Source organism: Mesorhizobium caraganae (assembly GCF_016836705.1).
Classification (GTDB): domain Bacteria; phylum Pseudomonadota; class Alphaproteobacteria; order Rhizobiales; family Rhizobiaceae; genus Mesorhizobium; species Mesorhizobium caraganae.
Genome location: NZ_JAFCGY010000003.1, coordinates 18,894 through 43,849 on the forward strand (window position 1 = coordinate 18,894; position 24,956 = coordinate 43,849).

The 24,956-nt window shown below is 62.6% G+C and carries 24 protein-coding genes and 2 pseudogenes; 19 read left to right on the top strand and 7 right to left on the bottom strand.

Annotation, left to right across the window (positions count from 1 at the left end; translation table 11 throughout):
- Nucleotides 1-19: 19 nt before the first annotated feature.
- The 7 genes from crcB to JQK88_RS09960 all read left to right on the top strand — a co-directional run bounded on the left by crcB (nucleotide 20) and on the right by JQK88_RS09960 (nucleotide 6,128).
- Entirely contained in the window at nucleotides 20-406 is a 387-nt protein-coding gene (crcB, locus tag JQK88_RS09930) for a fluoride efflux transporter CrcB (RefSeq protein WP_192254268.1), read from the top strand.
- Between the two features lie 125 nt (nucleotides 407-531).
- A complete protein-coding gene (locus JQK88_RS09935) occupies nucleotides 532-903 on the top strand; it encodes a CrcB family protein (RefSeq protein WP_246501659.1) in 372 nt (123 codons plus the stop codon).
- Nucleotides 900-1,238 (top strand): DUF190 domain-containing protein, encoded by a 339-nt coding sequence (locus tag JQK88_RS09940; RefSeq protein ID WP_203278197.1) that lies wholly within the window; start codon nucleotides 900-902, stop codon nucleotides 1,236-1,238. Before JQK88_RS09935 ends, JQK88_RS09940 begins: the two co-directional genes overlap by 4 nt.
- Nucleotides 1,239-1,301: 63 nt before the next feature.
- The gene (locus tag JQK88_RS09945) at nucleotides 1,302-2,282 is read left to right on the top strand and encodes an RluA family pseudouridine synthase (protein WP_142865539.1); all 981 of its coding nucleotides are present in this window, start codon (nucleotides 1,302-1,304) and stop codon (nucleotides 2,280-2,282) included.
- Between the two features lie 62 nt (nucleotides 2,283-2,344).
- Nucleotides 2,345-3,208 (top strand): DMT family transporter, encoded by an 864-nt coding sequence (locus JQK88_RS09950; protein ID WP_192254370.1) that lies wholly within the window; start codon nucleotides 2,345-2,347, stop codon nucleotides 3,206-3,208.
- Between the two features lie 61 nt (nucleotides 3,209-3,269).
- Nucleotides 3,270-4,061 (top strand): ATP12 family chaperone protein, encoded by a 792-nt coding sequence (locus JQK88_RS09955; protein WP_192254262.1) that lies wholly within the window; start codon nucleotides 3,270-3,272, stop codon nucleotides 4,059-4,061.
- A gap of 180 nt (nucleotides 4,062-4,241) precedes the next feature.
- Complete coding sequence (locus tag JQK88_RS09960) at nucleotides 4,242-6,128, top strand: MFS transporter (protein ID WP_203278198.1); 1,887 nt, start codon at nucleotides 4,242-4,244, stop codon at nucleotides 6,126-6,128.
- 98 nt (nucleotides 6,129-6,226) lie between these two features.
- Here JQK88_RS09960 and JQK88_RS09965 read toward each other — a convergent pair whose 3' ends face one another.
- Nucleotides 6,227-6,424, bottom strand: a complete 198-nt coding sequence (locus JQK88_RS09965; protein ID WP_203278199.1) for a DUF2735 domain-containing protein — start codon at nucleotides 6,422-6,424, stop codon at nucleotides 6,227-6,229.
- A gap of 318 nt (nucleotides 6,425-6,742) precedes the next feature.
- On the opposite strand from JQK88_RS09965, the gene JQK88_RS09970 reads away from it, so the two are divergent.
- Nucleotides 6,743-7,783, top strand: a complete 1,041-nt coding sequence (locus tag JQK88_RS09970) for a glutamine synthetase beta-grasp domain-containing protein (protein WP_203278200.1) — start codon at nucleotides 6,743-6,745, stop codon at nucleotides 7,781-7,783.
- Nucleotides 7,784-7,916: 133 nt separating this feature from the next.
- On the opposite strand, the gene glnA is transcribed toward JQK88_RS09970, so the two are convergent.
- Nucleotides 7,917-9,326, bottom strand: a complete 1,410-nt coding sequence (glnA, locus tag JQK88_RS09975) for a type I glutamate--ammonia ligase (protein WP_112562341.1) — start codon at nucleotides 9,324-9,326, stop codon at nucleotides 7,917-7,919.
- Between the two features lie 76 nt (nucleotides 9,327-9,402).
- A complete protein-coding gene (locus JQK88_RS09980; RefSeq protein WP_203278201.1) occupies nucleotides 9,403-9,741 on the bottom strand; it encodes a P-II family nitrogen regulator in 339 nt (112 codons plus the stop codon).
- Between the two features lie 380 nt (nucleotides 9,742-10,121).
- Between JQK88_RS09980 and JQK88_RS09985 the strand changes: the two genes are divergently transcribed.
- Both JQK88_RS09985 and JQK88_RS09990 read left to right on the top strand, forming a co-directional pair.
- Nucleotides 10,122-11,645, top strand: coding sequence for an NAD(P)H-hydrate dehydratase (locus JQK88_RS09985; RefSeq protein ID WP_203278202.1), 1,524 nt, complete (start codon nucleotides 10,122-10,124; stop codon nucleotides 11,643-11,645).
- On the top strand, nucleotides 11,642-13,642 hold the full coding sequence (locus JQK88_RS09990) for a hypothetical protein (protein WP_192254252.1): 2,001 nt from the start codon (nucleotides 11,642-11,644) through the stop codon (nucleotides 13,640-13,642). Before JQK88_RS09985 ends, JQK88_RS09990 begins: the two co-directional genes overlap by 4 nt.
- A 26-nt stretch (nucleotides 13,643-13,668) precedes the next feature.
- On the opposite strand, the gene JQK88_RS09995 is transcribed toward JQK88_RS09990, so the two are convergent.
- Nucleotides 13,669-15,201 (bottom strand): acyl-CoA carboxylase subunit beta, encoded by a 1,533-nt coding sequence (locus tag JQK88_RS09995; RefSeq protein WP_203278389.1) that lies wholly within the window; start codon nucleotides 15,199-15,201, stop codon nucleotides 13,669-13,671.
- Nucleotides 15,202-15,264: 63 nt separating this feature from the next.
- On the opposite strand from JQK88_RS09995, the gene JQK88_RS10000 reads away from it, so the two are divergent.
- The 3 genes from JQK88_RS10000 to JQK88_RS10010 all read left to right on the top strand — a co-directional run bounded on the left by JQK88_RS10000 (nucleotide 15,265) and on the right by JQK88_RS10010 (nucleotide 17,571).
- A complete protein-coding gene (locus tag JQK88_RS10000; RefSeq protein ID WP_203278203.1) occupies nucleotides 15,265-15,501 on the top strand; it encodes a transcriptional regulator in 237 nt (78 codons plus the stop codon).
- 43 nt (nucleotides 15,502-15,544) lie between these two features.
- Nucleotides 15,545-15,796: a type II toxin-antitoxin system RelE/ParE family toxin gene (locus JQK88_RS10005; protein ID WP_376740393.1), complete on the top strand. Its 252-nt coding sequence runs from the start codon at nucleotides 15,545-15,547 to the stop codon at nucleotides 15,794-15,796.
- A 356-nt stretch (nucleotides 15,797-16,152) separates the two neighbouring features.
- On the top strand, nucleotides 16,153-17,571 hold the full coding sequence (locus tag JQK88_RS10010; RefSeq protein WP_376740394.1) for a DEAD/DEAH box helicase: 1,419 nt from the start codon (nucleotides 16,153-16,155) through the stop codon (nucleotides 17,569-17,571).
- Between the two features lie 97 nt (nucleotides 17,572-17,668).
- On the opposite strand, the gene JQK88_RS10015 is transcribed toward JQK88_RS10010, so the two are convergent.
- Nucleotides 17,669-18,643, bottom strand: coding sequence for an alpha/beta hydrolase (locus JQK88_RS10015; protein WP_203278205.1), 975 nt, complete (start codon nucleotides 18,641-18,643; stop codon nucleotides 17,669-17,671).
- Nucleotides 18,644-18,714: 71 nt separating this feature from the next.
- Nucleotides 18,715-19,536, bottom strand: a complete 822-nt coding sequence (locus tag JQK88_RS10020; protein WP_192254231.1) for an SDR family oxidoreductase — start codon at nucleotides 19,534-19,536, stop codon at nucleotides 18,715-18,717.
- Between the two features lie 216 nt (nucleotides 19,537-19,752).
- Between JQK88_RS10020 and JQK88_RS10025 the strand changes: the two genes are divergently transcribed.
- The 6 genes and pseudogenes from JQK88_RS10025 (at nucleotide 19,753) to JQK88_RS10050 (ending at nucleotide 24,267) form a co-directional block, all read left to right on the top strand.
- The gene (locus tag JQK88_RS10025; RefSeq protein WP_192254229.1) at nucleotides 19,753-20,787 is read left to right on the top strand and encodes a cysteine synthase A; all 1,035 of its coding nucleotides are present in this window, start codon (nucleotides 19,753-19,755) and stop codon (nucleotides 20,785-20,787) included.
- Nucleotides 20,787-21,530 (top strand): alanyl-tRNA editing protein, encoded by a 744-nt coding sequence (locus tag JQK88_RS10030; protein WP_203278206.1) that lies wholly within the window; start codon nucleotides 20,787-20,789, stop codon nucleotides 21,528-21,530. The genes JQK88_RS10025 and JQK88_RS10030 overlap by 1 nt, the downstream gene beginning before the upstream one ends.
- Before the next feature lie 39 nt (nucleotides 21,531-21,569).
- On the top strand, nucleotides 21,570-22,421 hold the full coding sequence (sseA, locus tag JQK88_RS10035) for a 3-mercaptopyruvate sulfurtransferase (RefSeq protein ID WP_203278207.1): 852 nt from the start codon (nucleotides 21,570-21,572) through the stop codon (nucleotides 22,419-22,421).
- A 5-nt stretch (nucleotides 22,422-22,426) separates the two neighbouring features.
- Nucleotides 22,427-22,990, top strand: coding sequence for a GNAT family N-acetyltransferase (locus tag JQK88_RS10040; protein ID WP_203278208.1), 564 nt, complete (start codon nucleotides 22,427-22,429; stop codon nucleotides 22,988-22,990).
- 95 nt (nucleotides 22,991-23,085) lie between these two features.
- A pseudogene (locus JQK88_RS10045) lies at nucleotides 23,086-23,655 on the top strand (OmpA family protein).
- Nucleotides 23,656-23,799: 144 nt separating this feature from the next.
- Complete coding sequence (locus JQK88_RS10050; RefSeq protein WP_203278209.1) at nucleotides 23,800-24,267, top strand: DUF1203 domain-containing protein; 468 nt, start codon at nucleotides 23,800-23,802, stop codon at nucleotides 24,265-24,267.
- Between the two features lie 420 nt (nucleotides 24,268-24,687).
- On the opposite strand, the pseudogene JQK88_RS10055 reads toward JQK88_RS10050, so the two are convergent.
- Nucleotides 24,688-24,936 (bottom strand): annotated as a pseudogene (locus JQK88_RS10055) (outer membrane protein); the annotation flags it as partial.
- Nucleotides 24,937-24,956: the final 20 nt, after the last annotated feature.

Below are 24,956 nucleotides of genomic sequence, written 5' to 3' on the forward strand. Positions count from 1 at the left end.
ACCGGCAAGAGGGAGCGCGATGTATCACCTGTTGCTTGTCTGTCTTGGCGGCGCGATCGGCGCGATGGCCCGCTTCTTCCTGTCCGGCTTCATCGCCCGCCGAGTCGGCGAGACCTTTCCGTGGGGTACGATGGTCGTCAACGTCTCGGGGGCGTTTGCGATCGGCGTCATCGCGCATGCGGTGGCGCGCGACGGAATGCCCGGCATCTGGGCCTTTGCAGTTACCGGCTGCCTCGGCTGCTATACCACGGTCTCTTCCTTCAGCCTGCAGACGCTGGCGCTGGCGCGCGAGGGTGAATGGTTGCGCGCCGGCGGCAATGTGCTGCTTTCGGTTGTTCTGAGCCTCGGTGGCGTGACGCTGGGCTTTGCCGCGGGAAGTCTCCTGATCGGCAACGGGGCGCTATGAGCAGTCCGCGGAAGCTTCGCTCCGGCGGAACGGACGCTGCCGCGGCAGGGCACGCGGCGCGCCTCATTGGCTGGCGTAAAACGAGTGAAACGGTTCGGATCTATGCTACCGTGGCAGCCGGCAGCATGATCGGCGGCGTGCTGCGAGCGCTTGTCTCATTGGCGAGCGATGCCTTGTGGGGCAGTGGATTCCCCTTCGGCACGCTCCTCGTGAACATTGTCGGCTCATTCCTCATCGGCTTCTATGCCACATTGACGGGGCCGGAAGGCCGCGTCTTCGCCAGCCCGTTGCAGCGCCAGTTCTTCATGGCCGGCTTCTGTGGAGGCCTGACGACCTTTTCCGCGTTCAGCCTTGAAACGCTCATCCTCGCGCAAGGCGGGGAGCTTGTGGTGGCGGGGCTCAATATCGCGATCTCCGTGGTGGCGTGGCTTGCCGCCGTCTGGCTTGGCCACATCTTTGCAATGCGCCTCAACCGACTGAGAGGGTCCGGGCAATGAAAATACCGACACAGGCGCAATTGCTGCGCATATTCATCGGCGAGAACGACAGGGCAGACGGCCGTCCGCTGTATGAGGCAATCGTGCTCAAGGCTCGCGAAATGCAGATTGCCGGCGCGACCGTCCTGCGCGGAGCGATGGGGTTCGGCCATTCCAGCCGGCTTCATACCACGAAGATCCTCCGTTTGTCGGAGGATCTGCCGCTTGTGATCGAGATCGTCGATGGCGAGGAAAAGATAGCCGCTTTCCTGCCAATACTTGAGACAATCATGACAAGCGGTCTGATCACGCTGGAGAAAGTTCAGGTTCTGCAATATGGAACCGACAACGGATGACCGAGTATGAGGTTGCGGGTGTCGGCGAATGCCGTCGCGTGCCGCGGAACGGCGATTGGAATTATGGCAGGCGTTGAACAGATCACAGTAGAGGCCGGCGAGGCGGGCATGCGGCTCGATCGCTGGTTCAAGACCCATTTCCCCGGCCTCGGGTTCGGCCATCTGCAGAAGTTGCTGCGCTCCGGCCAGATCCGTGTCGATGGCGGCCGGGTCAAGGCCGACAGCCGTGTCGAGCCCGGCCAGGTGGTGCGCGTGCCGCCGCTCGAGGTCGACAAGAAGGGCGAGAGCGCGCTTACCGGTCACTCGATCCGCAACCAGGGCGACGCCGATGTGCTGGCCAAGATGCTGATCCACGAAGACCCGAAGGTCTTCGTCTTCAACAAGCCGGCTGGCCTGGCCGTGCAAGGCGGTTCGGGCGTTACCCGCAATGTCGACGACATGCTGGAGGCATGGCGCAGCCAGAAGGGCGAGAAGCCGCGCCTAGTGCACCGGCTCGACCGCGACACGTCGGGCGTGCTGGTGGTTGCCCGCACCAGGCTTGCGGCGATGAAGCTCTCCGAGTCCTTTCGCGCACGTGAGACCAAGAAGACCTACTGGGCGCTGGTCAAGGGCGTGCCGCCCAAGCGCGAGGACAAGATCTCGACCTGGCTGATCAAGGAGCCGACCGAGGACGGTGATCGCGTGCGTGTGGCCGCCCATGGTGAAAAAGGCGCCGACCATGCCGTGTCCTACTACCGGATCATCGAGCAGGCGGCGCAGACGATGACCTGGCTGGAAATGGAGCCCTACACCGGCCGCACCCACCAGCTTCGCGTTCATGCCGCCTATATTGGCTGCCCGATCATCGGCGACCCCAAATATTTCGAGGCCGACACCAATTGGGATTTCCCGGGCGGCATTCAAAACCGCCTGCATCTGCATGCACGCCGCATCGTCATTCCGCACCCGGACAAGGGCGTCATCGACGTCACCGCGCCGATGCCGCCGCATATGCGCCAGAGCTGGAACCTGATCGGCTTCGACGACGCCAGTGCGGAGGACTGACATTGGCCGTTGCCTCGGCATTGGATCGCCGCGACGCGGTCGATTTGGCGGCTGCTGCAATCATGGTCGGGCTGACCTTTTCCTGGGGGTTGAACTATGTCGCCGCCAAGATTTCCTATGCCGGCTTCGACCCTGTTTTCGTCTCGATCGCACGCTCGATCATTGGCGGGCTTTGTGTCCTCGGCTGGTGCTGGCTGCGCGGCATCAGGCTGTTCGAGGCTGACCGGTCGCTGGTCGCAGGCATCATTGTCGGCGTGCTCTTCGGCGTCGAGTTCCTGTGCCTCTATATCGGGCTGGAATACACGACCGTTGCCCGCAACACGCTGCTGGTCAACGCCATGCCGTTCTGGGTCCTGCTCGGCGGCCATTTCCTGCTTGGCGAGCGCATCAATGCGAGGAAGCTTGGCGGTCTCGTGCTTGCCTTTTGCGGCCTGGTGGCGGTGTTCTCCGACGGGATTGTCGGCGGCAACAAAGTGACTCTGATGGGCGATCTTCTCAGCCTCGGCTCCGGCATTCTGTGGGCGGCGACCAGCATCGTCATCAAACGCTCGAAACTGGTCGAGACCAGCGCCGAAAAACTGTTGCTCTACCAGCTGGCGGGCGCCGCCGCCGTCGGCTTCCTGGTGATACCGTTCGCCGGCCCGCCGATCCGTGACGTCACTGCCTTGTCGACATGGGCGCTGCTGTTCCAGGCCATCTATGTCGTTGCCTTCACCTATGTGTTGTGGTTCTGGCTGCTTCGGCGCTATCCGGCATCGGGCCTGTCGAGCTTTGCCTTCCTGTCGCCGGTGTTCGGTGTGCTGTGCGGCGCTGTCATTCTGGGCGAGGCGCCGACGGTCAGGATCTTTGTGGCGCTTGGGCTGATCGCCATCGGCCTGATCATTGTCAACCGGCCGGCGCGCAAGCAGGTTTTGACAAATTTATAGAGCATGATTTTGTCCGAAAACCGCTTCACACTTTTCGGCGTCATGCTCTAAGGAGTTCGAGATGCGCGATATCCTCAACGACCTCGAAGCAGGCAAGCAGCTCTCCGATCCGGATCCGGTGCGCCGCGCGCAGATCCAGATGAAGACGCACCTGCCGAAGCGTTTCTACAAGGACGTTTCCGTCGTGCCGGTGGACGAGGGCTTTGCCGTGCATCTCGACGGCAAGCCGGTGCGCACGCCGGGTAAGGCGTTGCTGGCGCTGCCCACCGAGACGGCGGCAAAGTTGGTAGCCGGCGAATTCGACGCGCAAGGCGAGACCATCGATCCCGTCACGATGCCGGTGCTGCGTCTGGTCAACACCGCCATTGACGGCGTCGCCAGCGACCCGCAGGCGGTGCTGGAGGACGTGTTGCGTTTCGCGTCGTCCGATCTCACCTGCTACCGCGCCGACGCGCCGCAGGGGCTGGTCGAGCGCCAGAACCGGCATTGGGATCCGGTCATCGACTGGGCGCGCAGCGCGCTCGGTGCTCGCTTCAACCTTGCCGAAGGGGTGATTCATGTCGAGCAGCCGCGCGAAAGCATCGCCGTGCTCGGCGCTCATCTTGCCCAGCGCGCCGAGCCGCTGCGGCTGGCCGCCATCCATGTCATGACCTCGCTGACCGGGTCGGCGCTGCTGGCGCTTGCAGTCGACTACGGCGCGCTTGACGGCGAGGCGGCTTGGGCCGCCGGCCATGTCGATGAGGACTGGCAGGCCGAGCATTGGGGCCATGACGCCGAGGCCGTGGCCCGTCGCTCGGCCCGCAAGCGCGACATGATGGCCGCCGTCAGCCTGCTGGAAGCGCTCAAGGGCTGATCTCCGGTCTTTGCCGCACTGCACCTAATACGAAAGTCATAAACCCAATGTCGGTCTGCCTCCGGCCGCCGCTTTCTGTCATTTTTTACGCCGATGGCTGGGCTGAGTCGCGTTCAGAGGGAGCGCCGACCGTGACGCCCGGCATCGAAGACAGACGGGATCTCACGGGAGGACATTTCCATGGCAATGGCATCGACCGCCGGCGGAAGCAGCCGCGGCATGACGCGGGAGGAGAAGAAAGTCATCTTCGCTTCCTCGCTCGGCACGATTTTCGAATGGTATGATTTCTATCTCTATGGCGCATTGGCGGCCGCGATCGGCACCACATTCTTCGCCACTTATCCTGAGGCGACGCGCAACATCTTCACGTTGCTGGTTTTCGCCGCCGGCTTCCTGGTGCGTCCGTTCGGCGCGCTGGTGTTCGGCCGCATCGGCGATCTCGTTGGCCGCAAATACACATTTCTTGTCACCATCACGATCATGGGCCTGTCGACCTTCCTGGTCGGCCTGCTTCCCGGCTCGGCGAGTTGGGGCATTGCGGCGCCCATCATCCTGGTTGGGTTGCGCATGCTGCAGGGCCTGGCGCTTGGCGGTGAGTATGGTGGTGCGGCGACCTATGTCGCCGAACACGCTCCCGACGACCGCCGAGGCTTCTATACGTCGTGGATCCAGACAACGGCCACACTTGGCCTGTTTCTGTCGCTGATTATCATCCTGATCGTGCAGAATTCGCTGAGCAAGGAGGATTTCGCGGCCTGGGGCTGGCGTATTCCATTCCTGGTCTCGGCCATCCTGCTCGCCATATCGGTCTGGATTCGCCTGTCGCTTGCCGAATCGCCGACCTTCCAGCGCATGAAGGACGAGGGCAAGGGCTCCAAGGCGCCTCTGTCGGAAGCTTTCGGCCAGTGGAAGAATGCCAAGATCGCCTTGCTGGCGTTGTTCGGCTTGACCGCCGGCCAAGCCGTGGTCTGGTACAATGGCCAGTTCTACGCGCTGTTCTTCCTGGCCAATGTGCTCAAGGTCGATCCGCAGTCGGTCAACATCATGATCGCAATCGCGCTGGCGCTCGGCTCGATCTTCTTCGTCGTGTTCGGCTGGCTCTCCGACAAGGTCGGCCGCAAGCCGATCATCATGGCCGGTCTGGCGCTGGCGATCGTCACCACCTTCCCGCTGTTCAAGGCGCTGACCTGGGCCGCCAACCCGGCGCTCGCCACCGCGCAGCAGAACACGCGTGCCACGGTGACCGCCGCACCGGGAGACTGCAAGTTCCAGTTCAATCCGACCGGAACACGCAAGCCTCTCACTTCGTGCGATATTGCGACCGACTTCCTTGCCAAGAGCTCCGTACCCTACGACATCATTACGACGGCGGCACCGGGAACCGCGGCCAGTGTGAAGATTGGCACCGAAACGGTGGCGTCCTATGATGCCGTGGCAGCCGCGGACAAAGCGGCTTCAAACGATGCTGCCTTCAAGAAGGCGGTCAACCTCGCGCTTCAGGACGGCGGCTATCCGCTGAAACGTGCTGCCGCCAAGGTTGCCGACCAGAAGCTCGACGCCTTTGTCGCGGCCAATCCCGAATTGAAACTCGACGCGGCAGCCATTCGCGCCGGTGAAAAAGCCACTGTCCCACTCGCCCAGGCGGTCAAGGACAAGGTGCTGACGGCGGATGACGCCGCCGGCGCCACCGACGTGACGGTCTACAGTGTTCCAGCGGCCGGTGCGTTCTCGATGTTTGCCGACCCGGCAGCCGTCAACTGGGCAAAGGTCATCGGCATCCTGTTCATCCTGGTCGTCTACGTGACCATGGTCTACGGGCCGATCGCGGCGATCCTGGTCGAGATGTTCCCGACCCGCATCCGCTATACCGGTATGTCGCTGCCCTATCACATCGGCAATGGCTGGTTTGGCGGCCTGCTGCCGGCGATCGTGTTCGCGCTCAGCGCCTCCAAGGGCGATATCTATTATGGCCTCTGGTATCCGGTGGTGATCGCGGCGATGTCGCTAATCATCGGCATGATCTTCGTCAGGGATACGCTGGGAACCGACCTGCACACCAAGCAGTAGGCGCTGTTCCTGCGTTCAACAAAAAACCCGGCGCGAGCGATCGCGCCGGGTTTTTCTTTTGTTCAGGCCTGCTTTCAGCTTGCTAGCCCGGAAAACGGCTAGCTCTTGTGAGGCTGCTCGGCTTCCGCGATGGCGGCCTCATGGTACCAGGCCTCGCCATGACCCAAGGGATGATCGCGCAATGAGGCAAGCTCTGCCGCGAACTTGGCCTTTACGCCTAAGTTTGAGGCAGCCGCACGCGCTGCCACCGGGAACATCAGGATTTTTGCCGACGGACGGGCTGACGTGATTTCCATTGTCGGTCTCCTTTCTTCTGGAGAGGCTTGTCGATTCATCTTTCCATCAAAGTAGGTCCTGCAATCTGTTTAGGCAAGATGCCTAAAGAAAGATCAGCATTTGCCTGTTATTTAAGCAAATTCTGCCTTTGATCGATCCCGGCGCATTGCTTAGGCGGCTTGGCTGAATCGCCGCGATGACAAGGCAATTTTGACGCACCCCGCGCAGCGGAAATGGCACATGACTTGCATTTTATCGACCGGCAGCCGGTCTGCCGGATGGCTCGGCGCGCGCCGGCGTCATCCAGCTTCGGTGATCAAGCAACGAGAGGCTCTAGAATGACGAAATACAAGCTCGAGTACATCTGGCTCGATGGATACACCCCGGTCCCCAATCTGCGCGGCAAGACCCAGATCAAGGAATATGCCGAGTTCCCGACGCTCGAGCAGCTGCCGCTGTGGGGCTTCGACGGCTCCTCCACGCAGCAGGCCGAAGGCCACAGCTCCGACTGCGTGCTGAAGCCGGTCGCTGTGTTCCCCGATCCGGCCCGCACCAATGGCGTGCTGGTGATGTGCGAAGTGATGATGCCCGATGGCGTGACGCCGCATGTCTCCAACAAGCGCGCCACCATCCTCGACGACGAGGGCGCCTGGTTCGGCTTCGAGCAGGAGTATTTCTTCTACAAGGACGGCCGTCCGCTCGGCTTCCCCGAGAGCGGTTATCCGGCGCCGCAAGGCCCGTACTACACCGGCGTCGGCTACTCCAATGTCGGCCCGGTCGCCCGCCAGATCGTCGAGGAGCATCTCGACCAGTGTCTCGCCGCCGGCATCAACCATGAAGGCATCAACGCCGAAGTGGCCAAGGGCCAATGGGAATTCCAGATCTTCGGCAAGGGCTCGAAGAAGGCCGCCGACCAGATGTGGATGGCCCGCTATCTCTTGCAGCGCCTGACCGAAAAATACGAGATCGACATCGAGTATCACTGCAAGCCGCTCGGCGACACCGACTGGAACGGCTCGGGCATGCACGCCAACTTCTCGACCGCCTATATGCGCGAAGTCGGCGGCAAGGCCTATTTCGAAGCGCTGATGGCTGCCTTTGACAAGAACCTGATGGACCACATCGCCGTCTACGGCCCGGACAATGACAAGCGCCTGACCGGCAAGCACGAGACCGCGCCGTGGAACCGGTTCAGCTACGGCATCGCCGACCGCGGCGCCTCGATCCGCGTGCCGCATTCCTTCGTCAACAACGACTACAAGGGTTATTTGGAAGACCGCCGCCCGAACTCGCAGGGCGACCCCTACCAGATCGCCTCGCAGATCCTGAAGACGATCGCGGAGGTTTCGACCAGCGCCCAGGTTTCGGCGGCGGCTTGAGCATTCGCTGAGGCGGAGACTTGGTCTCCGCCTCGATCTGCTCTGGCGGCATCCGACGCCAGTCGTCCGAACAAACAAAAACCCCGGCGTCTGAACTGACGCCGGGGTTTTTGTTTGTCTCTGAACCGATCGCTCAGACCGAATAGTACATATCGTATTCGACCGGGTGCGGGGTCATTTCGAAGCGCATCACCTCGGCCATCTTGAGCTCGATGTAGCTGTCGATCTGGTCGTCGTCGAAGACGCCGCCGGCTTTCAGGAAGCCGCGGTCCTTGTCGAGGCTCTGCAGCGCTTCGCGCAGCGAGCCGCAGACGGTTGGGATCTTCTTCAACTCCTTCGGCGGCAAGTCGTAGAGGTCCTTGTCCATCGGCTGGCCCGGGTGGATCTTGTTCTTGATGCCGTCGAGGCCCGCCATCAGCATGGCGGCGAAAGCGAGGTAGGGGTTCGCGCCCGGATCGGGGAAGCGGACCTCGACGCGCTTGGACTTTGGCGACGAGCCGAACGGGATGCGGCACGAGGCCGAGCGGTTGCGCGCGGAGTAGGCGAGCAGCACCGGCGCTTCATAGCCAGGCACCAGGCGCTTGTAGGAGTTGGTCAGCGGGTTGGTGAAGGCGTTGATCGCCTTGGCGTGCTTGATGATGCCGCCGATGTAGAACAGGCAGCTCTCCGACAGGCCGGCATATTCATTACCGGCGAAGGTCGGCTTGCCGCCCTTCCAGATCGACTGGTGGACGTGCATGCCCGAACCGTTGTCGCCGAAGATCGGCTTCGGCATGAAGGTCGCCGTCTTGCCATAGGCATTGGCGACCTGGTGCACGACATACTTGTAGATCAGCATCTTGTCGGCGTTGCGGACCAGCGTGTCGAACTTGATGCCGAGCTCGTGCTGGGCGGCGGCCACCTCATGGTGATGCTTTTCGACGCGCACGCCCATTTCGGCGAGCACGGTCAGCATTTCGGAGCGCATGTCCTGCGCGCTGTCGATCGGCGGCACCGGGAAGTAGCCGCCCTTGATACGCGGGCGGTGGCCGAGATTGCCGGTCTCGTAATCGGTGTCGTCGTTGGACGGCAGTTCGGTGGAGTCCAGCTTGAAGCCGGTGTTGTAGGGGTCGGCCTTGTACTTGACGTCGTCGAAGACGAAGAACTCGGCTTCCGGGCCGACAAAGATCTGATCGCCGATGCCTTCGGCCTTCATGTAGGCCTCGGCCTTCTTGGCGGTGCCGCGCGGGTCGCGGTTGTAGGATTCCCCGGAGACCGGATCGAGGATGTCGCACAGGATGACCATGGTCGACTGGGCGAAGAACGGATCCATATGGACGGTGTCGGGATCGGGCATAAGCACCATGTCGGACTCGTTGATCGCCTTCCAGCCGGCAATCGAGGAGCCGTCGAACATGACACCGTCGGCGAACATGTCTTCCTCGACCTCGATGACATCCATCGTCACGTGCTGCAGCTTGCCCTTCGGATCGGTGAAGCGCAGGTCGACGAATTTCACGTCGTTATCCTTGATCTGCTTCATGATGTCTTTGGCTGTCGTCATGTCATTTCTTCCCTGTCTGATGACGTTTCGAGGAGTTATCGGAAACCAGAAACCGAGATATCTGAAATCAGAAACCTCAGACGGCGTCCATCCCCGTTTCACCGGTACGGATGCGAATGACTTCCTCGATGTTGGAGACGAAGATCTTGCCGTCGCCGATGCGGCCGGTCTGGGCCGCCTTGCGGATGGCCTCGATGGCGCCTTCGACGGCATCGTCGCCAAGCACGACCTCGATCTTCACCTTGGGTAGGAAGTCGACGACATATTCGGCGCCGCGATAGAGTTCGGTATGGCCTTTCTGGCGGCCGAAGCCTTTGGCCTCGGTGACGGTGATGCCTTGCAGGCCGGCCTCCTGAAGCGCTTCCTTCACTTCGTCTAGCTTGAACGGCTTGATGATCGCTTCGATCTTTTTCATGTAAAAAGTGGCCTCCACTGCCAAAAAGACGGGTTGTGCGCCCCGCTTGCGCCTCCATCAAGCACGAACTGTGCCAATTTCAGCCCACGAGAAGCGGTTTCGCGCAATTCCAATGCCGCGCCGGGCCGGGATGCACATTCGCGTCATCCACTGCTTCGGAAGCGGCGCGGGTGTTCGGAGCCTACACATTGCCGCTCCGGCCGTCTGCACGATAATTAGGCAGGTCGCGTATTTTGCGGGCGCGCGCGGATCCGTGGCGCCAGTCTGCGAAAGGATTGGCCGCACGCCATCTCGGCGGCTGGCCGTTTGCTTCGAACCCGAAACTGGACAATGCTCGACCAGGACAAAGAGGCCTTGGGCGAAATGCGGATCGGCAATTCATGAGCAACGAAGTCCTGTCGCCGGCCGAGATGGGCGAAGCCGACCGGCTGGCAATCGCCGCCGGTCCGTTCGATGGTTATGGCCTGATGCAGCGCGCTGGCGAAGCGGTCGCTGCCGTGGTCCTGGCGCGCTATCCCGCTTCGAGCCGCGTCCACGTGCTGTGCGGCCCCGGCAACAATGGTGGCGACGGCTATATCGTGGCGCGGTTGCTTGGGGAAAGTGGTGTCGATGTCACGCTGTGGGTGTCCGGTGAGCCGAGGGCAGGCAGCGATGCGGCGATTGCCGCGGCCGAATGCTCGCTGGAGCGCCGGCCCCTGGCGACTTTCGTCGCTGAGCCGGGCTCGTTGATTATCGATGCTCTCTATGGCGCGGGGCTGTCCAAGGACCTCTCGGGTGATGCGGCGCGTGCCGTAGACATTGCCGCCGGCCTGTCTGTCGTTGCCGTCGATTTGCCTTCAGGTGTTTCCGGTGACAGCGGCCACATTCTCGGCGCGGCGTTTCGTGCCGACATCACCGTCACCTTCGCGCGCAAGAAACCGGGACATCTGCTGTTGCCCGGGCGCGAGCGATGCGGCGAGACCGTCGTTACCGACATCGGCATTGGCGACGACATCATCGCACAGGTCGCGCCGCGCACATTCGAAAACAAGCCGGCGTTCTGGCTCGAGACGTTGCCGGTGCCGGCGGTCGATGCGCACAAATACAGGCGCGGTCATGTCGGCGTCTTCTCCGGCGGACCGTCGGCGACGGGCGCGGCGCGGCTGGCGGCACTTGCCGCTGCAAGAAGCGGGGCAGGGGCGGTAACCGTGCTGTCGCCGGGAAATGCCATGCAGGTCAACGCCGCGCATCTGACCTCGATCATGCTGCGCAAGACCGACGCTATCGAGGACGTGCACGACTTTCTCGGCGATCGCCGGTCGTCGAGCTTCGTCCTCGGCCCGGGCTTTGGTGTCGGTGACAAAGCGCGCGATTTTGCCCTCGCCGTGCTCGCCAGAAAACGGCAAGAGGGTGGTGTCGAGGGACTGGTGCTCGATGCCGACGGCATCACGTCCTTCCGCAACACGGGCCCTACATTGTTCGAGGCAGCCAGCAGGCCGGATGCGCCAGCGCTTGTCATGACGCCGCATGAGGGCGAGTTCGGCCGGCTGTTTGCCGACATCGCTGGTGACAAAAGCCTCTCAAAGCTCGCCAAGGCGCGTGCGGCCGCAGCCCGCGCCAATGCCATTGTTATCTACAAGGGCGCCGACACGGTGATCGCGGCGCCGGACGGCCGCGCGGCAATCAACGCCAACGGGGCGCCATGGCTTGCCACCGCCGGTTCTGGTGATGTGCTGGCAGGCATCATTGCCGGGCTCTTGGCGCAAAGCATGCCATGCTTCGAAGCAGCCTGCGCCGCGGTCTGGATCCATGCGGAAGCCGGCAGCCGCTTCGGTCCGGGGCTTATAGCCGAGGATCTGCCGCTGGCCCTGGTGCCGGTGCTGCGTGAACTGGTCGAGCCACGGCAGAAGGTGCTGATCGGATGAAGTTTTTCGCGCTTGTCGTTGCGGCCGTCATGGCGCTGTTCGCATCGCACAGCGCGCGCGCCGAGCAGCCGGTGACCATCATCGACGATCCGGCGGTGCTCGCTGCCCTCGATGCCAAGGGTTTTGGTTTCGCCGGCATTTTCGCCGTCGATGGCGAGGACGATCTGAAATCAATCTACAGCGAGGCGCCGGCCTATCATGCAATCGTAGACATGGTGGCGGCTGACATTGCGGCCCTGCGCGCCGAGATGAAGGCTGGCGGGCGCACGCTCTATGAGGTGACCGACGGCAATGTCGGCCGCATCATGGACATGCGCTGGCTGCAGACCGAAGCCGCGCGCTTCCGCTTGGTCGGTGTCGTCAACCGGCTCGACCGGCGCGATTTCGCCGCGCTGCAAGGCGACAAGAGCTGCGGCGAGGTGCGCTTCATCTACCGCCTGGCCTACAGCTTTCGCAAGAACGGCAAGGTCCTGGCCTCGCGCCTGCCATTCAACTTCAGCGCCGTCTACAGCGTTGAGCCCGATGCCGATGGCGGCTGCGTCGGCGTTGCCGGGCGCTGGACGCCGCAGCTCGACGAAAACGTCGATGCCGGCTGGCTGGCCGGCGGACCGCTGGAACCGGAGGAACTGACTTTCAAGCAGCTCGAGCTCAACGCGCAAGTGGTGCGCTTTCCCTCGGGACAGGAGACCGAGTTCGGCGGGCAGGCGGCCTATCTCATGCGGATTTTTGGCATCGATGGCGCTACCGTCAGCGAGAAGCCGCTGGAGAACACGCCCAATGTCGCACGGCTCTCGGACGATGCGGCGCTGAAGAAAAGGCTCGCCGATTATGTCAGCGCCAATGTCGCGGCGGTCGATCTCGGCGTCTATGAAATCCCCGACGAATTCCTGGCGAAGAAGATCATCTCGTGGTCGACCTTCGGCAGCGCCAGGCAGGCCAACCATCCGTTCACGCCGCTGTTCCAGCCGGCGGATTTCGCCGGCCTCGACTATGCGGCTCTGAAGCTGGTGCGCACGCCGGAGGCGCTGGTCGAGCGGCTGGACAATGGCGCCTGCCAGGGCTGTCACCAGGCGGGCTCGACGGCCGGCTTTCATTTCATCGGCCTCGATGACAAGACGACGTCGCCGCTCAACCGCATCGAGGTCGGCATCTCGCCGCATCTGCATGCCGAGATCCCGCGACGCCAGGCCTGGCTGCGTGCCACGCAGGAGGGAAAGGAGCCGAACCGGTACCGGCCGCTGTCCTTCGCCCCACCCGCGACGTGGAGCGATGCCGGCGATGTCGACTACGCGCCGGCCGAGATGGCGATGCCGTGCCTGATGCCGGACGATGAAAAACGCTTCGGCGCGACCTGGCAATGCGGCGGCGGCACCGTCTGCACGCCGCTGGCGACCGCCTCAGGCGTGCGCACCGCGTTGGCGCAGTGTCTGCTGCCGAAGGACAGCCCAAAGATGTTCTCCGGCCATCCCTGCCTGACCGGCTCGATCGCCAGCAACCCGTCGCAGCCTTTCAACGATCGCTACAAGATCACCGGCCAGTTCGCCGCTTTCGCACCGAGCTTTTCGCGAACCGCTTACACCTGCCGGCCGCCGAAGATCGGCGTGCCGGCAGGCATCGCCTACCGCGCCTGCGACGACAAGGACCGCAGCTTTGCCGCCTTCAAGGCGGGCAAGCCGATGCCGTCCGAAATCTGCGGGATGGTCGGCGGCAAGAAATTCGACACCTGCGTGGCGACCAACAATTTCGACCAATGTCTTGGCGGCGCGGTCAATCGCGGCAACCGTCCCGCCTGTTCGGCCGATCATTTCTGCCGCGAGGACTATATGTGCCAGTCGCTGCCGCCGGACACGCCGGGTGCTGGCAAGGTGAAGGGCATCGGCTTCTGCTCGCCGACCTATTTCATCTTCCAGATGCGCATCGACAACCACGCAACACCCTGGGCCAGCGCTACCGCCGCCACAAGGGATGCGGGGTTCGGCGCGGCGGAAGAGGAGTAGGGTTTCTCAAGGGTTGTCTGGAAGTACTACAGCGGGATGTTGTCGTGTTTCTTCCAGGGGTTCTGCATGTCCTTGTTGCGCAGCATGCGCAGCGCCCGCGCAATGCGGCGGCGGGTGGAATGCGGCATGATCACCTCGTCGACATAGCCGCGCTCGGCGGCGACGAAGGGCGACAGGAAGCGATCCTCGTAAGCCTTTGTATGGGCTGCGATCTTTTCGGCATCGCCGATGTCCTTGCGATAGATGATCTCGACCGCGCCTCTCGCCCCCATCACCGCGATCTGCGCCGTCGGCCAGGCATAGTTCATGTCGCCGCGCAGATGCTTTGAGGCCATCACGTCATAGGCGCCGCCATAGGCTTTGCGGGTGATGACGGTGATCTTCGGCACGGTCGCTTCGGCATAGGCGAACAGCAGTTTGGCGCCGTGTTTGATCAGGCCGCCATATTCCTGCGCGGTGCCCGGCAGGAAGCCCGGAACATCGACGAAAGTGACGATGGGAATGGAAAAGCAGTCGCAGAAGCGCACGAAGCGCGCCGCCTTGCGGCTGGCGTCGGAATCGAGCACGCCGGCCAGCACCATCGGCTGGTTGGCGACGAAGCCGACGGTGCGGCCTTCGACGCGGCCGAAACCGGTGACGATGTTCCTGGCGAAGCTCTGCTGGATCTCGAAGAAATCGCCTTCGTCGGCGACCTTCATGATCAGCTCCTTGATGTCGTAAGGTTTGTTGGCGTTGTCCGGGATCAGCCGGTCGAGCGACAGATCATGGTCGGTGACCGACTGGTAGCATTCGATCTCGGGAAGCTCCGACGTGTTGGAGGCCGGCAGCAGATCGACCAGCCGACGCATCTGCAACAGCGCCTCGACGTCATTGTCATAGGCGCCGTCAGCGATCGAGGATTTTGTCGTGTGGACGGAGGCGCCGCCCAGGCTCTCGGCGGTCACCGTTTCGTTGGTGACGGTCTTCACCACATCCGGCCCGGTAACGAACATGTAGGAGGTGTCGCGGACCATGAAGATGAAGTCGGTCATCGCCGGCGAATAGACGTCGCCGCCCGCGCAAGGGCCCATGATGACAGAAATCTGCGGGATGACGCCGGAGGCCAGCACGTTGCGCTGAAAGATCTCGGCATAGCCGCCAAGGGCCGCCACGCCCTCCTGGATGCGGGCGCCGCCAGCGTCATAGAGGCCGATGATCGGCGCGCGGTTGCGCAGCGCCATCTCCTGCACCTTGATGACCTTTTCGGCATGGGCTTCGGACAGCGAGCCGCCGAACACGGTAAAGTCCTTGGCGAAGAGATAGACCGGGCGGCCGTTGACCGTGCCCCATCCAGTGACGACGCCGTCGCCGGCGATCTTGGTCTTCTCCATGCCGAAGTCGGTCGAGCGGTGCTCGACATACATGTCGAACTCCTCGAACGAGCCCTCGTCGAGGAACACCTCGATGCGTTCGCGCGCGGTGAGCTTGCCCTTCTTGTGCTGGGCGTCGATGCGGCCCTGGCCGCCGCCCAAGCGGGCGATGTCGCGGCGGCGCTCGAGTTCCTTCAGCACGTCCTTCATCGCTCGGTCCCCCATGCGCGATACTTCTTGGCAGGCATTCGCCAGATATGGCAGAATAAGCCTATGAAGAACAACGTAGAAATATCCGAAGATCTGAACCGCCGGATTGAAATGCTGACCTCGCGCTCGACACTTACGCGCGATCAGATCATTGAGGACGCCCTGTCCCATGGGCGTTCGTTGGCGTGGCAGGAAAAGTGGGTTGCCGGCGTTCAGGCGGGAATAGAGGCTGCCGACCGCGGCGATTTCGCCAATGAAGAGGAGATCGCGACCGTTCTCAACAAGTACAGTCAGGCATGAGCCTCGGTGCGAATTGTCTGGACCCGACACTATCTGATCGAGCTTGCGTCAAATCGGCGATTACATCGGCCAACATAATCCGCGGGCTGCTGCCCGGGTGGTCAAGGAGATTCATTCAAAGACCGCCAGGCTGTTGTCTGCCAATCCGTTTATCGGCCGAGTTGGCGAGATCAAAGGCACGCGTGAGTTGGTGATTCCGGGCACGCCTTATATTGTCGCGTATCGGGTAAAGGACACTCAGATGGAAATCCTGTTTGTCCAACACGGCGCCAGGAAATGGCCCGATGAGGTTTAAGCGGACATTTCCAACCGCTTCCTAGCCGCCTTTGTTGCGCTGCAACATGACGCCCCTTGCATTCCGGGGCGAACTCAGCCATATGCAGCCCATAGGCGCTTGGGCCGGGAGATTCCGGCCTTCTCGACAAATGAGACTGGTTGCGTCTGTTTTCCCTCTTTCCGGTTGAACGGCAAGGTGGCGGAAAAGCCCCGTGGCATGATGCCTGCGGGCACGACAGCGCAGCCGAGTGGACGTTACCGTCCGCCCGCCTTGTCGTTTCATATCAAATTTTCGACGGCAGGTTGCGCCCTGCCGCATCGATGTTTGCGGCTAAGGCCGCGTGAAAGAAGACTATTTTGACCAACGAAAACACTATGACCGGTAGCAACACTGTGACCGGCAACACTGCGGAACTCACCGGTTTCGCAGCCCTTGGAATCACCGGCGCGCTGCTCAAGGCGACGCACGGCGCCGGCTTCACCGAGCCGAAGCCGATCCAGACGCAGGCGATCCCGCCGCAGATGGAAGGCCGTGACATTTTCGGTATCGCCCAGACAGGCTCCGGCAAGACCGCGGCCTTCGCGCTGCCAATCCTGTCGAAGATCATCGCGCTCGGCACCAAGCGCCGGGCCAAGACCACCCGTGCGCTGATCCTGGCGCCGACGCGCGAACTCGCCGTGCAGATCGAGGACACCATCAAGATCCTCGCCAAGGGCGCGCATGTCTCGACCGCGCTCGTGCTTGGCGGCGTTTCACGCTTCAACCAGGTGAAGAAGGTTGCGCCCGGCGTCGACATCCTGATCGCTACGCCCGGCCGTCTGACCGACCTGGTGCGCGAGGGTGACCTCATTCTCTCCGACACCAAATGGCTGGTGCTGGACGAGGGCGACCGCATGCTCGACATGGGCTTCATCAACGACGTCAAGCGCATCGCCAAGGCGACCGCGCCCGACCGTCAGACCGTCCTGTTCTCGGCCACCATGCCCAATGAAATCGCCGAGCTGGCGAAGGGCCTGTTGAAGAACCCGATCCGTGTCGAAGTAGCGCCGCAAAGCACTGCGGCGGCCGAGATCGTGCAAGGCGTCGTTTTCGCCCGCACCAAGCAGAAGCGCCAGGTGCTGTCGACCATGCTCGCCGACGCGGCGATGAAGTCCGTCATCATCTTTTCGCGCACCAAGCATGGCGCCGACCGGGTGACCAAGGACCTCGAGCGCGACGGCTTCAAGGCCGCCGTCATCCATGGCAACAAGTCGCAGAACGCCCGCCAGAAGGCGCTCAACGATTTTCGCGAGGGCTCGGTGCGCATTCTGGTGGCGACCGATATCGCGGCGCGCGGCATCGACGTTCCCGGCATCAGCCATGTGGTGAATTTCGACCTGCCGGATGAGGCGGAAAGCTATGTCCACCGCATCGGCCGCACCGGCCGTAACGGCATGGAGGGCATTGCAATCACGCTTTGCGATCCTTCGGAAAACAGCAAGCTGCGCCAGGTCGAGCGCATCATCCGCAGCAAGCTGCCGATCGTTGCCGACCATCTCGGCAGCCCCGATCCGGTGCGCAATCCGGCTGAAAAGAACGAGCGCTTCGAGCCGGCCAACGATCGCAACGACCGCAATGGCCGTCGCGACGGCAGGCGCCCCGGTGGCCAGAACAACGGCTTCGGCAAGAAGCGTTTTGGTGACAAGCCGGCCTTTGCAGGTGCGGGCGAGCGCAAGCCGGAAGGCGCCAAGCCCTTCAAGGGCAACAACAAGCGCCGCTTCGGCGGCAAGCGGCCTGCGGCGCGGGCTGCCTGATCGGACAATCGGCCAGGCGCGTCGCGCCTGGCTTGATTGCTGACTGTAGAAATGAGGACGGCCCGAGCAATGCTCCGGCCGTCCTTTTCGTTTGCGGCTACTCGGTAATTGCCTTCACCCAGACCACAATCCGCTGCGCCAGGAATGCCGTGGTCGACGGCGACAGCGCGTCGCCGGCAATGACGTGGTTGTCGGAATCGCCATTGTCGTCGACCGGCACCAGTTCGTGCGCGGCGCCCCAGCGGCCGGCGATCTCGCGGGTGCGGTCTTCCCGCACCACGCTGTCTGAATCCGAGAAGATGAAGAGAGCCGGTATCGTCGCTTTTTCCACCGGTGCTGCGTAGGCAAGCTCGGTCAATGCTGCCATCGGCAGTACGGCCGCCATCGGATAGGTGTGCGTCCAGAGTTTCTCGTGCAGCGCATTGCGGGTCGGAAAGCTGCGCTCCTTGCCGCCGACAAGCTCGGCGATCTGCCTGCCCCAGGGCATGGTCAGCAGTTCGGCGCCTGAAGCCCTGACGCCGAAATTCGGCGAGATGAACGCGATTGCGGCGACGCCGTCAGATGCGCCAGGCTCAGTCGCCGCCCATGCCGCCAGAGAGCCGCCGGTCGAGGTGCCGATGACGATCACCTTGTCGCCGATGGCCCGGCCGATGGCGAGCGCCTCCTCATAGTCGTTGATCCAGGCGTTAACGCTGCCTTGCGCCATTGCGGCGCCGTCCTGCCCATGGCCGGTGAGGCGGGTGTAAAAGAGGTTGGCGTCGAGCTGGTCGGCGACCTCGTCGGCCAGCGGTCGAACCTCGCCCTTCGATGCCGAAAACCCGTGGATATAGACGATCGCTAGCGGCGTCTTGGCGTGAACCATCGGGTCGGCCCAGATGATTTCTTTCTCAAGCCCGTCGCGGATGTTGGGCACGGCCGCCTCTTCACCCGCCAGATAGGCCTGCGGATCATCGCCGATCGCTTTGGGATCGAAATGGATCTTGGTGTCGACGGGAACGCGCGGACCAAGCAGGACGGCCAGGATGAGGATGACGACGACGCCCAGCACCGCAAGCACGATCCGTCGCCCCATCGCAGACTCCACGCAACAAATCTCAACCTATGGCGGCTGCTGCACCCAAGCAACAGCCGGCCTGTGGACAGTTAGTCGTTCGGCGGCTTGCGATCGAAATTCAGTGGCCGGCCTGTCCAGCGGGTCGCCGTGCTGATGAACCAGCGGCAGAAGGGCCTCGGCAGCAGCGCCAGCAGCTTCAGCCCCCAACTCAGCCGGCGCGGGAAGGTGACCTCGAAGCCGCCGGACTCGATGCCGCGCAGCATGCGTCGCGAGGCGCGGTTGACCGGCATCAGTCCCGGCATCGGCAGCATGTTCTTTTCGGTCAGCGGTGTGTCGATGAATCCCGGATTCATCACCTGGACGCGGACATTCATCTTGTCGAAATCGTATTTCAGCGACTCGGCCAGGATGTTGATCGCCGCCTTCGAACCGCCATAGGCCGCCGTGGTCGGCCAGCCGAAATAGGCGGTCACCGAGCCGACAAGCACGATATGGCCGCGCGCGCGGATACGCATGCGCTCCATCAGCGGGACGAGACCATTGATGATGCCGAAATAGTTGACCTCGAAGGATTGGCGAAAGTCGCGGACCCTAAGGTCTTCGCCGGGCGTGGCGATGTAGTTGCCGGCGTTGAAGACGGCGAGCACGATCGGGCCGAGATCCTTTTCGATCGCCGCCACAGTGCTTGCCATGCGCGGCTCGTCGGTGACATCGCAAGGGTAGGCAACCACGCGTCCCGGCATCTGTGCGGTCTCGACGATGAGCGCGTCGATCGGATGCTCGTCAAGCGCGCTCACCGCGACGACAAAGCCCTTTGCCGCAAGGTCCTTGGCCAGAGCACGGCCGATGCCGCTGCTGCCGCCGGTGATCCAGGCGACGCCATGCTTCGGGTTGGCCCGGTAAAGTGTCATTCTGCGCCCTGCCGATCTGTCATTAGTGCTCTAGCGGTGAAAAAATCGAATGAAAAGAGCGCTTTTCCGCACAAGGTTGAAATGATCGTCATCGCGCGTCATCTGGCGGCAGGAGATTGCAGTACCCGAAATGCGACTGGACCAGGCGAATTCTTGCCTTGAAACGCAAGCTTCGGGTTTCTAGGGTCTCGCCGCAGCTACATGAAGGAATCCCGGATGCCCCGTTCTGTGATCGAAGCGATCGGCAACACGCCCCTGATCCGCCTCAACAAGGCTTCGGAGCTGACCGGCTGCGAGATCCTGGGCAAGGCCGAGTTCATGAATCCGGGCCAATCTGTCAAGGATCGCGCTGGCCTGTTCATTATCCGCGACGCCGAACAGCGGGGGCTGTTGAAGCCGGGCGGCGTCATCGTCGAAGGTACGGCCGGCAATACCGGAATTGGCCTGACGCTGGTCGCCAAGGCGCTGGGCTATCGCACCGTGATCGTCATTCCCGACACGCAGAGCCAGGAGAAGAAAGACACGATCAAGGTGCTTGGCGCGGAATTGATCGAGGTGCCGGCGGTGCCTTACAAGAACCCCAACAACTATGTGAAACTGTCGGGGCGGCTGGCCGAGCAGATGGCGCGTTCCGAGCCGAATGGCGCGATCTGGGCCAACCAGTTCGACAATGTCGCCAATCGCGACGGCCATATCCGCACCACCGCGGAAGAAATCTGGACGCAGACCGGCGGCAAGGTCGACGGCTTCGTCTCGGCTGTGGGTTCGGGCGGCACGCTGGCCGGCGTCGCCTTCGGGCTGAAGGCCAAAAGCAAGGACGTCAAGATCGCGCTCGCCGATCCGCTCGGCGCCGCGCTCTACTCCTTCTACACCAGCGGCGAATTGAAGTCCGACGGCAGCTCGATCACCGAAGGCATAGGGCAGGGGCGCATCACGGCCAATCTCGAAGGGTTCACGCCGGACTTCTCGTTCCAGGTTCCGGATGAGGAAGCGCTGCCGATCGTCTTCGACCTGATCCAGGAAGAGGGCCTGTGCGTCGGCGGTTCGACCGGTATCAACATTGCCGGCGCGATCCGGCTGGCGCGCGAGCTTGGCCCCGGCCACACCATCGTGACCATCCTGGCCGACTACGGCACGCGTTATCAGTCGAAGCTGTTCAACCCGGACTTCCTGCGCGAGAAGAAGCTGCCGGTACCGGGCTGGATGGACGAACGCAGCACAATTTCAGTGCCGTACGAGAAGGTTGCCTGATGGCGCACAAGACCGAAGCGCTGTTTCGCGACGACGCCTATCTGACGACGGCCGAAGCCACGGTGGTCGCGATCAACGAGCGTGGCGGCATCATTCTCGACCGGACGATCTTCTACGCGACATCGGGTGGCCAGCTAGGCGACACCGGCACATTGGAGCGCGCCGACGGCAGCCGCATTGCCATTGCCGCCACCATCACTGGCGAGACCAAGGACGAGATCATCCATGTGCCGGCGCCGGAGCAGCCGGTGCCCGAAATTGGCAAGCGGGTGAAACTCGCCATCGACTGGGAGCGGCGGCATCTCCTGATGCGCATGCACGCCGCCTGCCATCTGCTCACCGTCGTCTGTCCGTTTCCGATCACCGGTGCCGCGGTTTCCGAGGATGACAGCCGTGTCGACTTCGACGCTCCGGATGCCGGCTTCACCAAGGAAGATGTTACCGCCGGGTTGATGGAGCTTGTGCTTGCCGATCATCCGATCTTCATCAGGCTGATCACCGACGAGGAACTGGCGGCCAATCCGGGCCTGGTGAAGTCGAAGAATGTCCGCCCGCCGGTCGGCACTGGCAAAATCCGCCTGGTTTGCATCGGCGACAATGCTTCGGTCGACAGCCAGCCCTGCGGTGGCACCCACGTCAAAAGCACCGGCGAGATCGGCGAGATCCACATCGGCAAGATCGAAAAGAAGGGCCGCGAGAACCGGCGTTTTCGCATTCGCTTCGGACCGATGCCTGCGGCTTGAAACCAAGATGCTTCGCGTGCGCGGGGCGGGAGAAAAAGAATGGCCGATGACAGCCCTTTCACCGTCAATGCGGACTGGTTGCAGAGCCGGCTTGGTGAGCCCGGCCTGACGATCGTCGATGCGTCCTGGTATCTGCCGGCGCAAAAGCGCGATGCGCGCGCCGAGTATGAGGCGGCGCATATTCCGGGCGCGCGCTTCTTCGATCACGATGCGGCCTCGGACCCGGATGCCAAGCTGCCACACACGCTGCCGTCGCCGCAGCATTTCGCGCAATATGTCGGCACGATGGGCATTTCGGCCGACGACACCATCGTCGTCTATGACGGCCCGGGTTTCTTCTCGGCGCCGCGCGCCTGGTGGATGTTCCGCGTCATGGGCGTGTTCCAGGTCTATGTGCTGGACGGCGGCTTCGACCGCTGGAAGGCGGCGGGCCGGCCGGTGACGGCGGAACCGACGAAGATCGCGCCGAATGTGTTTTATGCCGATTTCGATGCCGCCCGGGTCGCCAGCCTCTCCGACATGCGGCGCATCGTCGAAACGAAAGAGAGCCAGATTGCGGACGCCCGTGGCGCCGGCCGCTTCACCGGAACCGAACCCGAGCCGCGCGCCGGTGTCCGCTCCGGTCACATGCCTGGCGCGCGCAACCTGCCTTATTCGGCGCTGTCGCAAGGTGGCGAGCTGTTGTCGAAGGATAGGCTGCGCAAGGCCGTTGAGGATGCCGGCATCGATCTGTCGAAGCCTGTCGTCACCTCGTGTGGCTCTGGCATCACCGCAGCTGTCGTCACGCTGGCGCTGGAGACGCTTGGCCACACCGACAACAGGCTCTACGACGGTTCATGGACCGAATGGGGCGGGCTGGCCGATACGCCCGTTGCAACGGGCAAGGAATGATGGCGATGGAAAACGGCGTGTTGGACGACATCGAGGTTACGGTGACGTTTCTGGAAATGCATGTACCACCGGCCTATTCGCCGCCGGTGCCCTACAACAAGCAGATCGCGCTGTTGAAGACCAAGGACATTCCGCTGCATTTCTACCGCTACCTGATGGATCGGGTGGGGCGCAAATGGCATTGGGTCAATGTGCTGCGGCTGGACGATGACGAGCTTGCGGCCGGCATTCACCGCGAGGACCGCGACATCAGGGTGCTTTATCTCGACGGCGCGCCGGCGGGGTTCTTCGACCTCAAGCCTTATCTGCCGGAAGAGGTCGAGCTCGCTTATTTCGGCATGATGGAGCATGCGACCGGGCAAGGCATCGGCCGCTGGTTCCTGGGCGCGGCGATCGCCGCCGCCTGGTCCTACGGGCCGAAACGGGTGACGGTGCAGACCTGCACGCTCGACCATCCGGCCGCCTTGCCGCTCTACCAGAAGCTCGGCTTTGCGCCGGTGGCGCAAAAGAAGGAGACCGTGCATCCGCTGCCTTTTGCCGAGCGCTCGGCCAGCGTCATGCGGCCCTAATCTCTCCGAAAGCTGAACCAGCCGTTCATCGGCGCTTCAGGCTGCCTTTGCCATGGTGGCGTCAACACTGATGGGCCGTTGCCGAGGAGAAAGATATTCTGAGCCGACGTACATTTGCCGCAGCGCTGATTGCAGTGCTTGCGGTGCCGACCTTTGGGCCGACCTTGGCCGCCGCACAGGCGACCACGCCGTCGGCGGCAACGATCGAGCGACAGCTCGACGCGGCGCCCCGGGTGAAACTGCGCCCGAACCAGCGCGTCACCATCCGCGAATTCAAACGGCGGCCGGATCTGAGGCGCCAGGCGCGCTCGATCGACATCCAGTCGATCAATTTCGCCTTTGGCTCGGCGGCCATTTCCAGTTCGCAATACGGCAAGATCGAGAACATCGCCGACGCGCTGGAGCGCATCCTGCGCCGCGATCCCCGCGCCCGTGTGCTGATCGAAGGCCACACCGATGCGGTTGGCTCCTTCCAGTAGAACCAGGTCCTGTCGGAGCAACGCGCCGCCTCGCTGAAGCGCACGCTGGTGCGCGAATTCGGCGTGCCGGGCTATGCGCTGGAAACCGTCGGTTATGGCGAGGAATTCCTGCTGGTGCAGACCCAGGATGAGAACTGGCGCAACCGCCGTGTGACGCTGCGCCGCTTCGACGATTTCATCCGCTGACCAGGACAGGTTTCTGAAGCAATGTTTCAGCAGTCCGGCTTGAAATGGCCGGGCTGCTGGCGGCCTCACAGCCTTGGCAGGAATCGGGTGGGAGGCACCTGCGTGGCGGCATATTCTCAGGTCAAAGACACCGGAGATTCAGCCATGACCGTTCAGTTCAAAGCCTTGCCGACAGAAGACGTCAGAGCGCTGCAGCGCGGCGGTCCGGACGCCTATGGGCAGACGCCCGAACGCAGGATTTCCGATGGTGACGGCGTGCCTTGCCGGCATTGCCTGAGAAACGTCGCCGAAGGCGATGGCTATCTGATCCTGGCCTATCGGCCGTTTCCTGAGTTGCAGCCCTATGCCGAGACCGGACCCATCTTCCTGCATGCGCAGGAGTGCGAACGCGCCGCCGAGACAGAAGCGCTGCCGGATATGCTGGAGAGCAGCGACTATATCGTGCGCGGCTATGGAGCCGATGACCGCATCGTCTATGGCAGTGGCGGCGTCATCCCGACGGACGCCATTGCGGCGCGGGCGAAGACGCTGTTTGAGCGCGATGACATCGCCTATGTCCATGTCCGCTCTGCACGCAACAATTGCTATCAGTGCCGCATCGACCGCGCGTGACGGCGACGCAAAAAAATGCCCGCCGGTCGTCTGGCGGGCAGTTGGGAGCCGTGTGACGGATGCTGCCGCCGAAGAGGTCTGCATAGGAGACATCAGGCGTTCGGGAGGCAGCTGGGGCCGTCAAGTTGGCGATATCTGTCTGCGCAGGTTTTTCGATTGCCTGATGTGAAGCACTTCACACAGCGCCCAGCGATCGTCGAAACATGGAGGCACCGGTTGAGAGCTGTCGCACTCCCGTCGTATTCATACGCTAAGAGAGAGATGTCGATGGATTTGCCGACCGCGGATGAACCGGCGGGAATCTCGACGACTGAGGAAGCGGGGCTTTGGCTCCGCTTTTTTGTTGCCGACTTTGTTCCACGCAAAGAAAAAGCCCGCCGGAATTGACCGACGGGCTTTTGACCGCTGCCGATGCTGCTTTTAGTTGAATTTATACTTCGCACCGATGCGAACGGTCTGGAATGAAGGTTCGTCGGTGATGAGACCGTCCGAACCGAAATCTTCTTTCTCATACTGCGAATAGCGGTATTCGAGACCCAGCGTCATGTTGCTGGAAACGGCCGTTTCGAGGCCGCCACCGATCGAGAAGCCGCTCGAACCCCAGTCGACAATGTCGCCGATGGTGGAATTCTCAGCCATCGGATAGAACTGCTTGAATTGCCAAGAAAAAACCCGCCGGAGCGAACCGG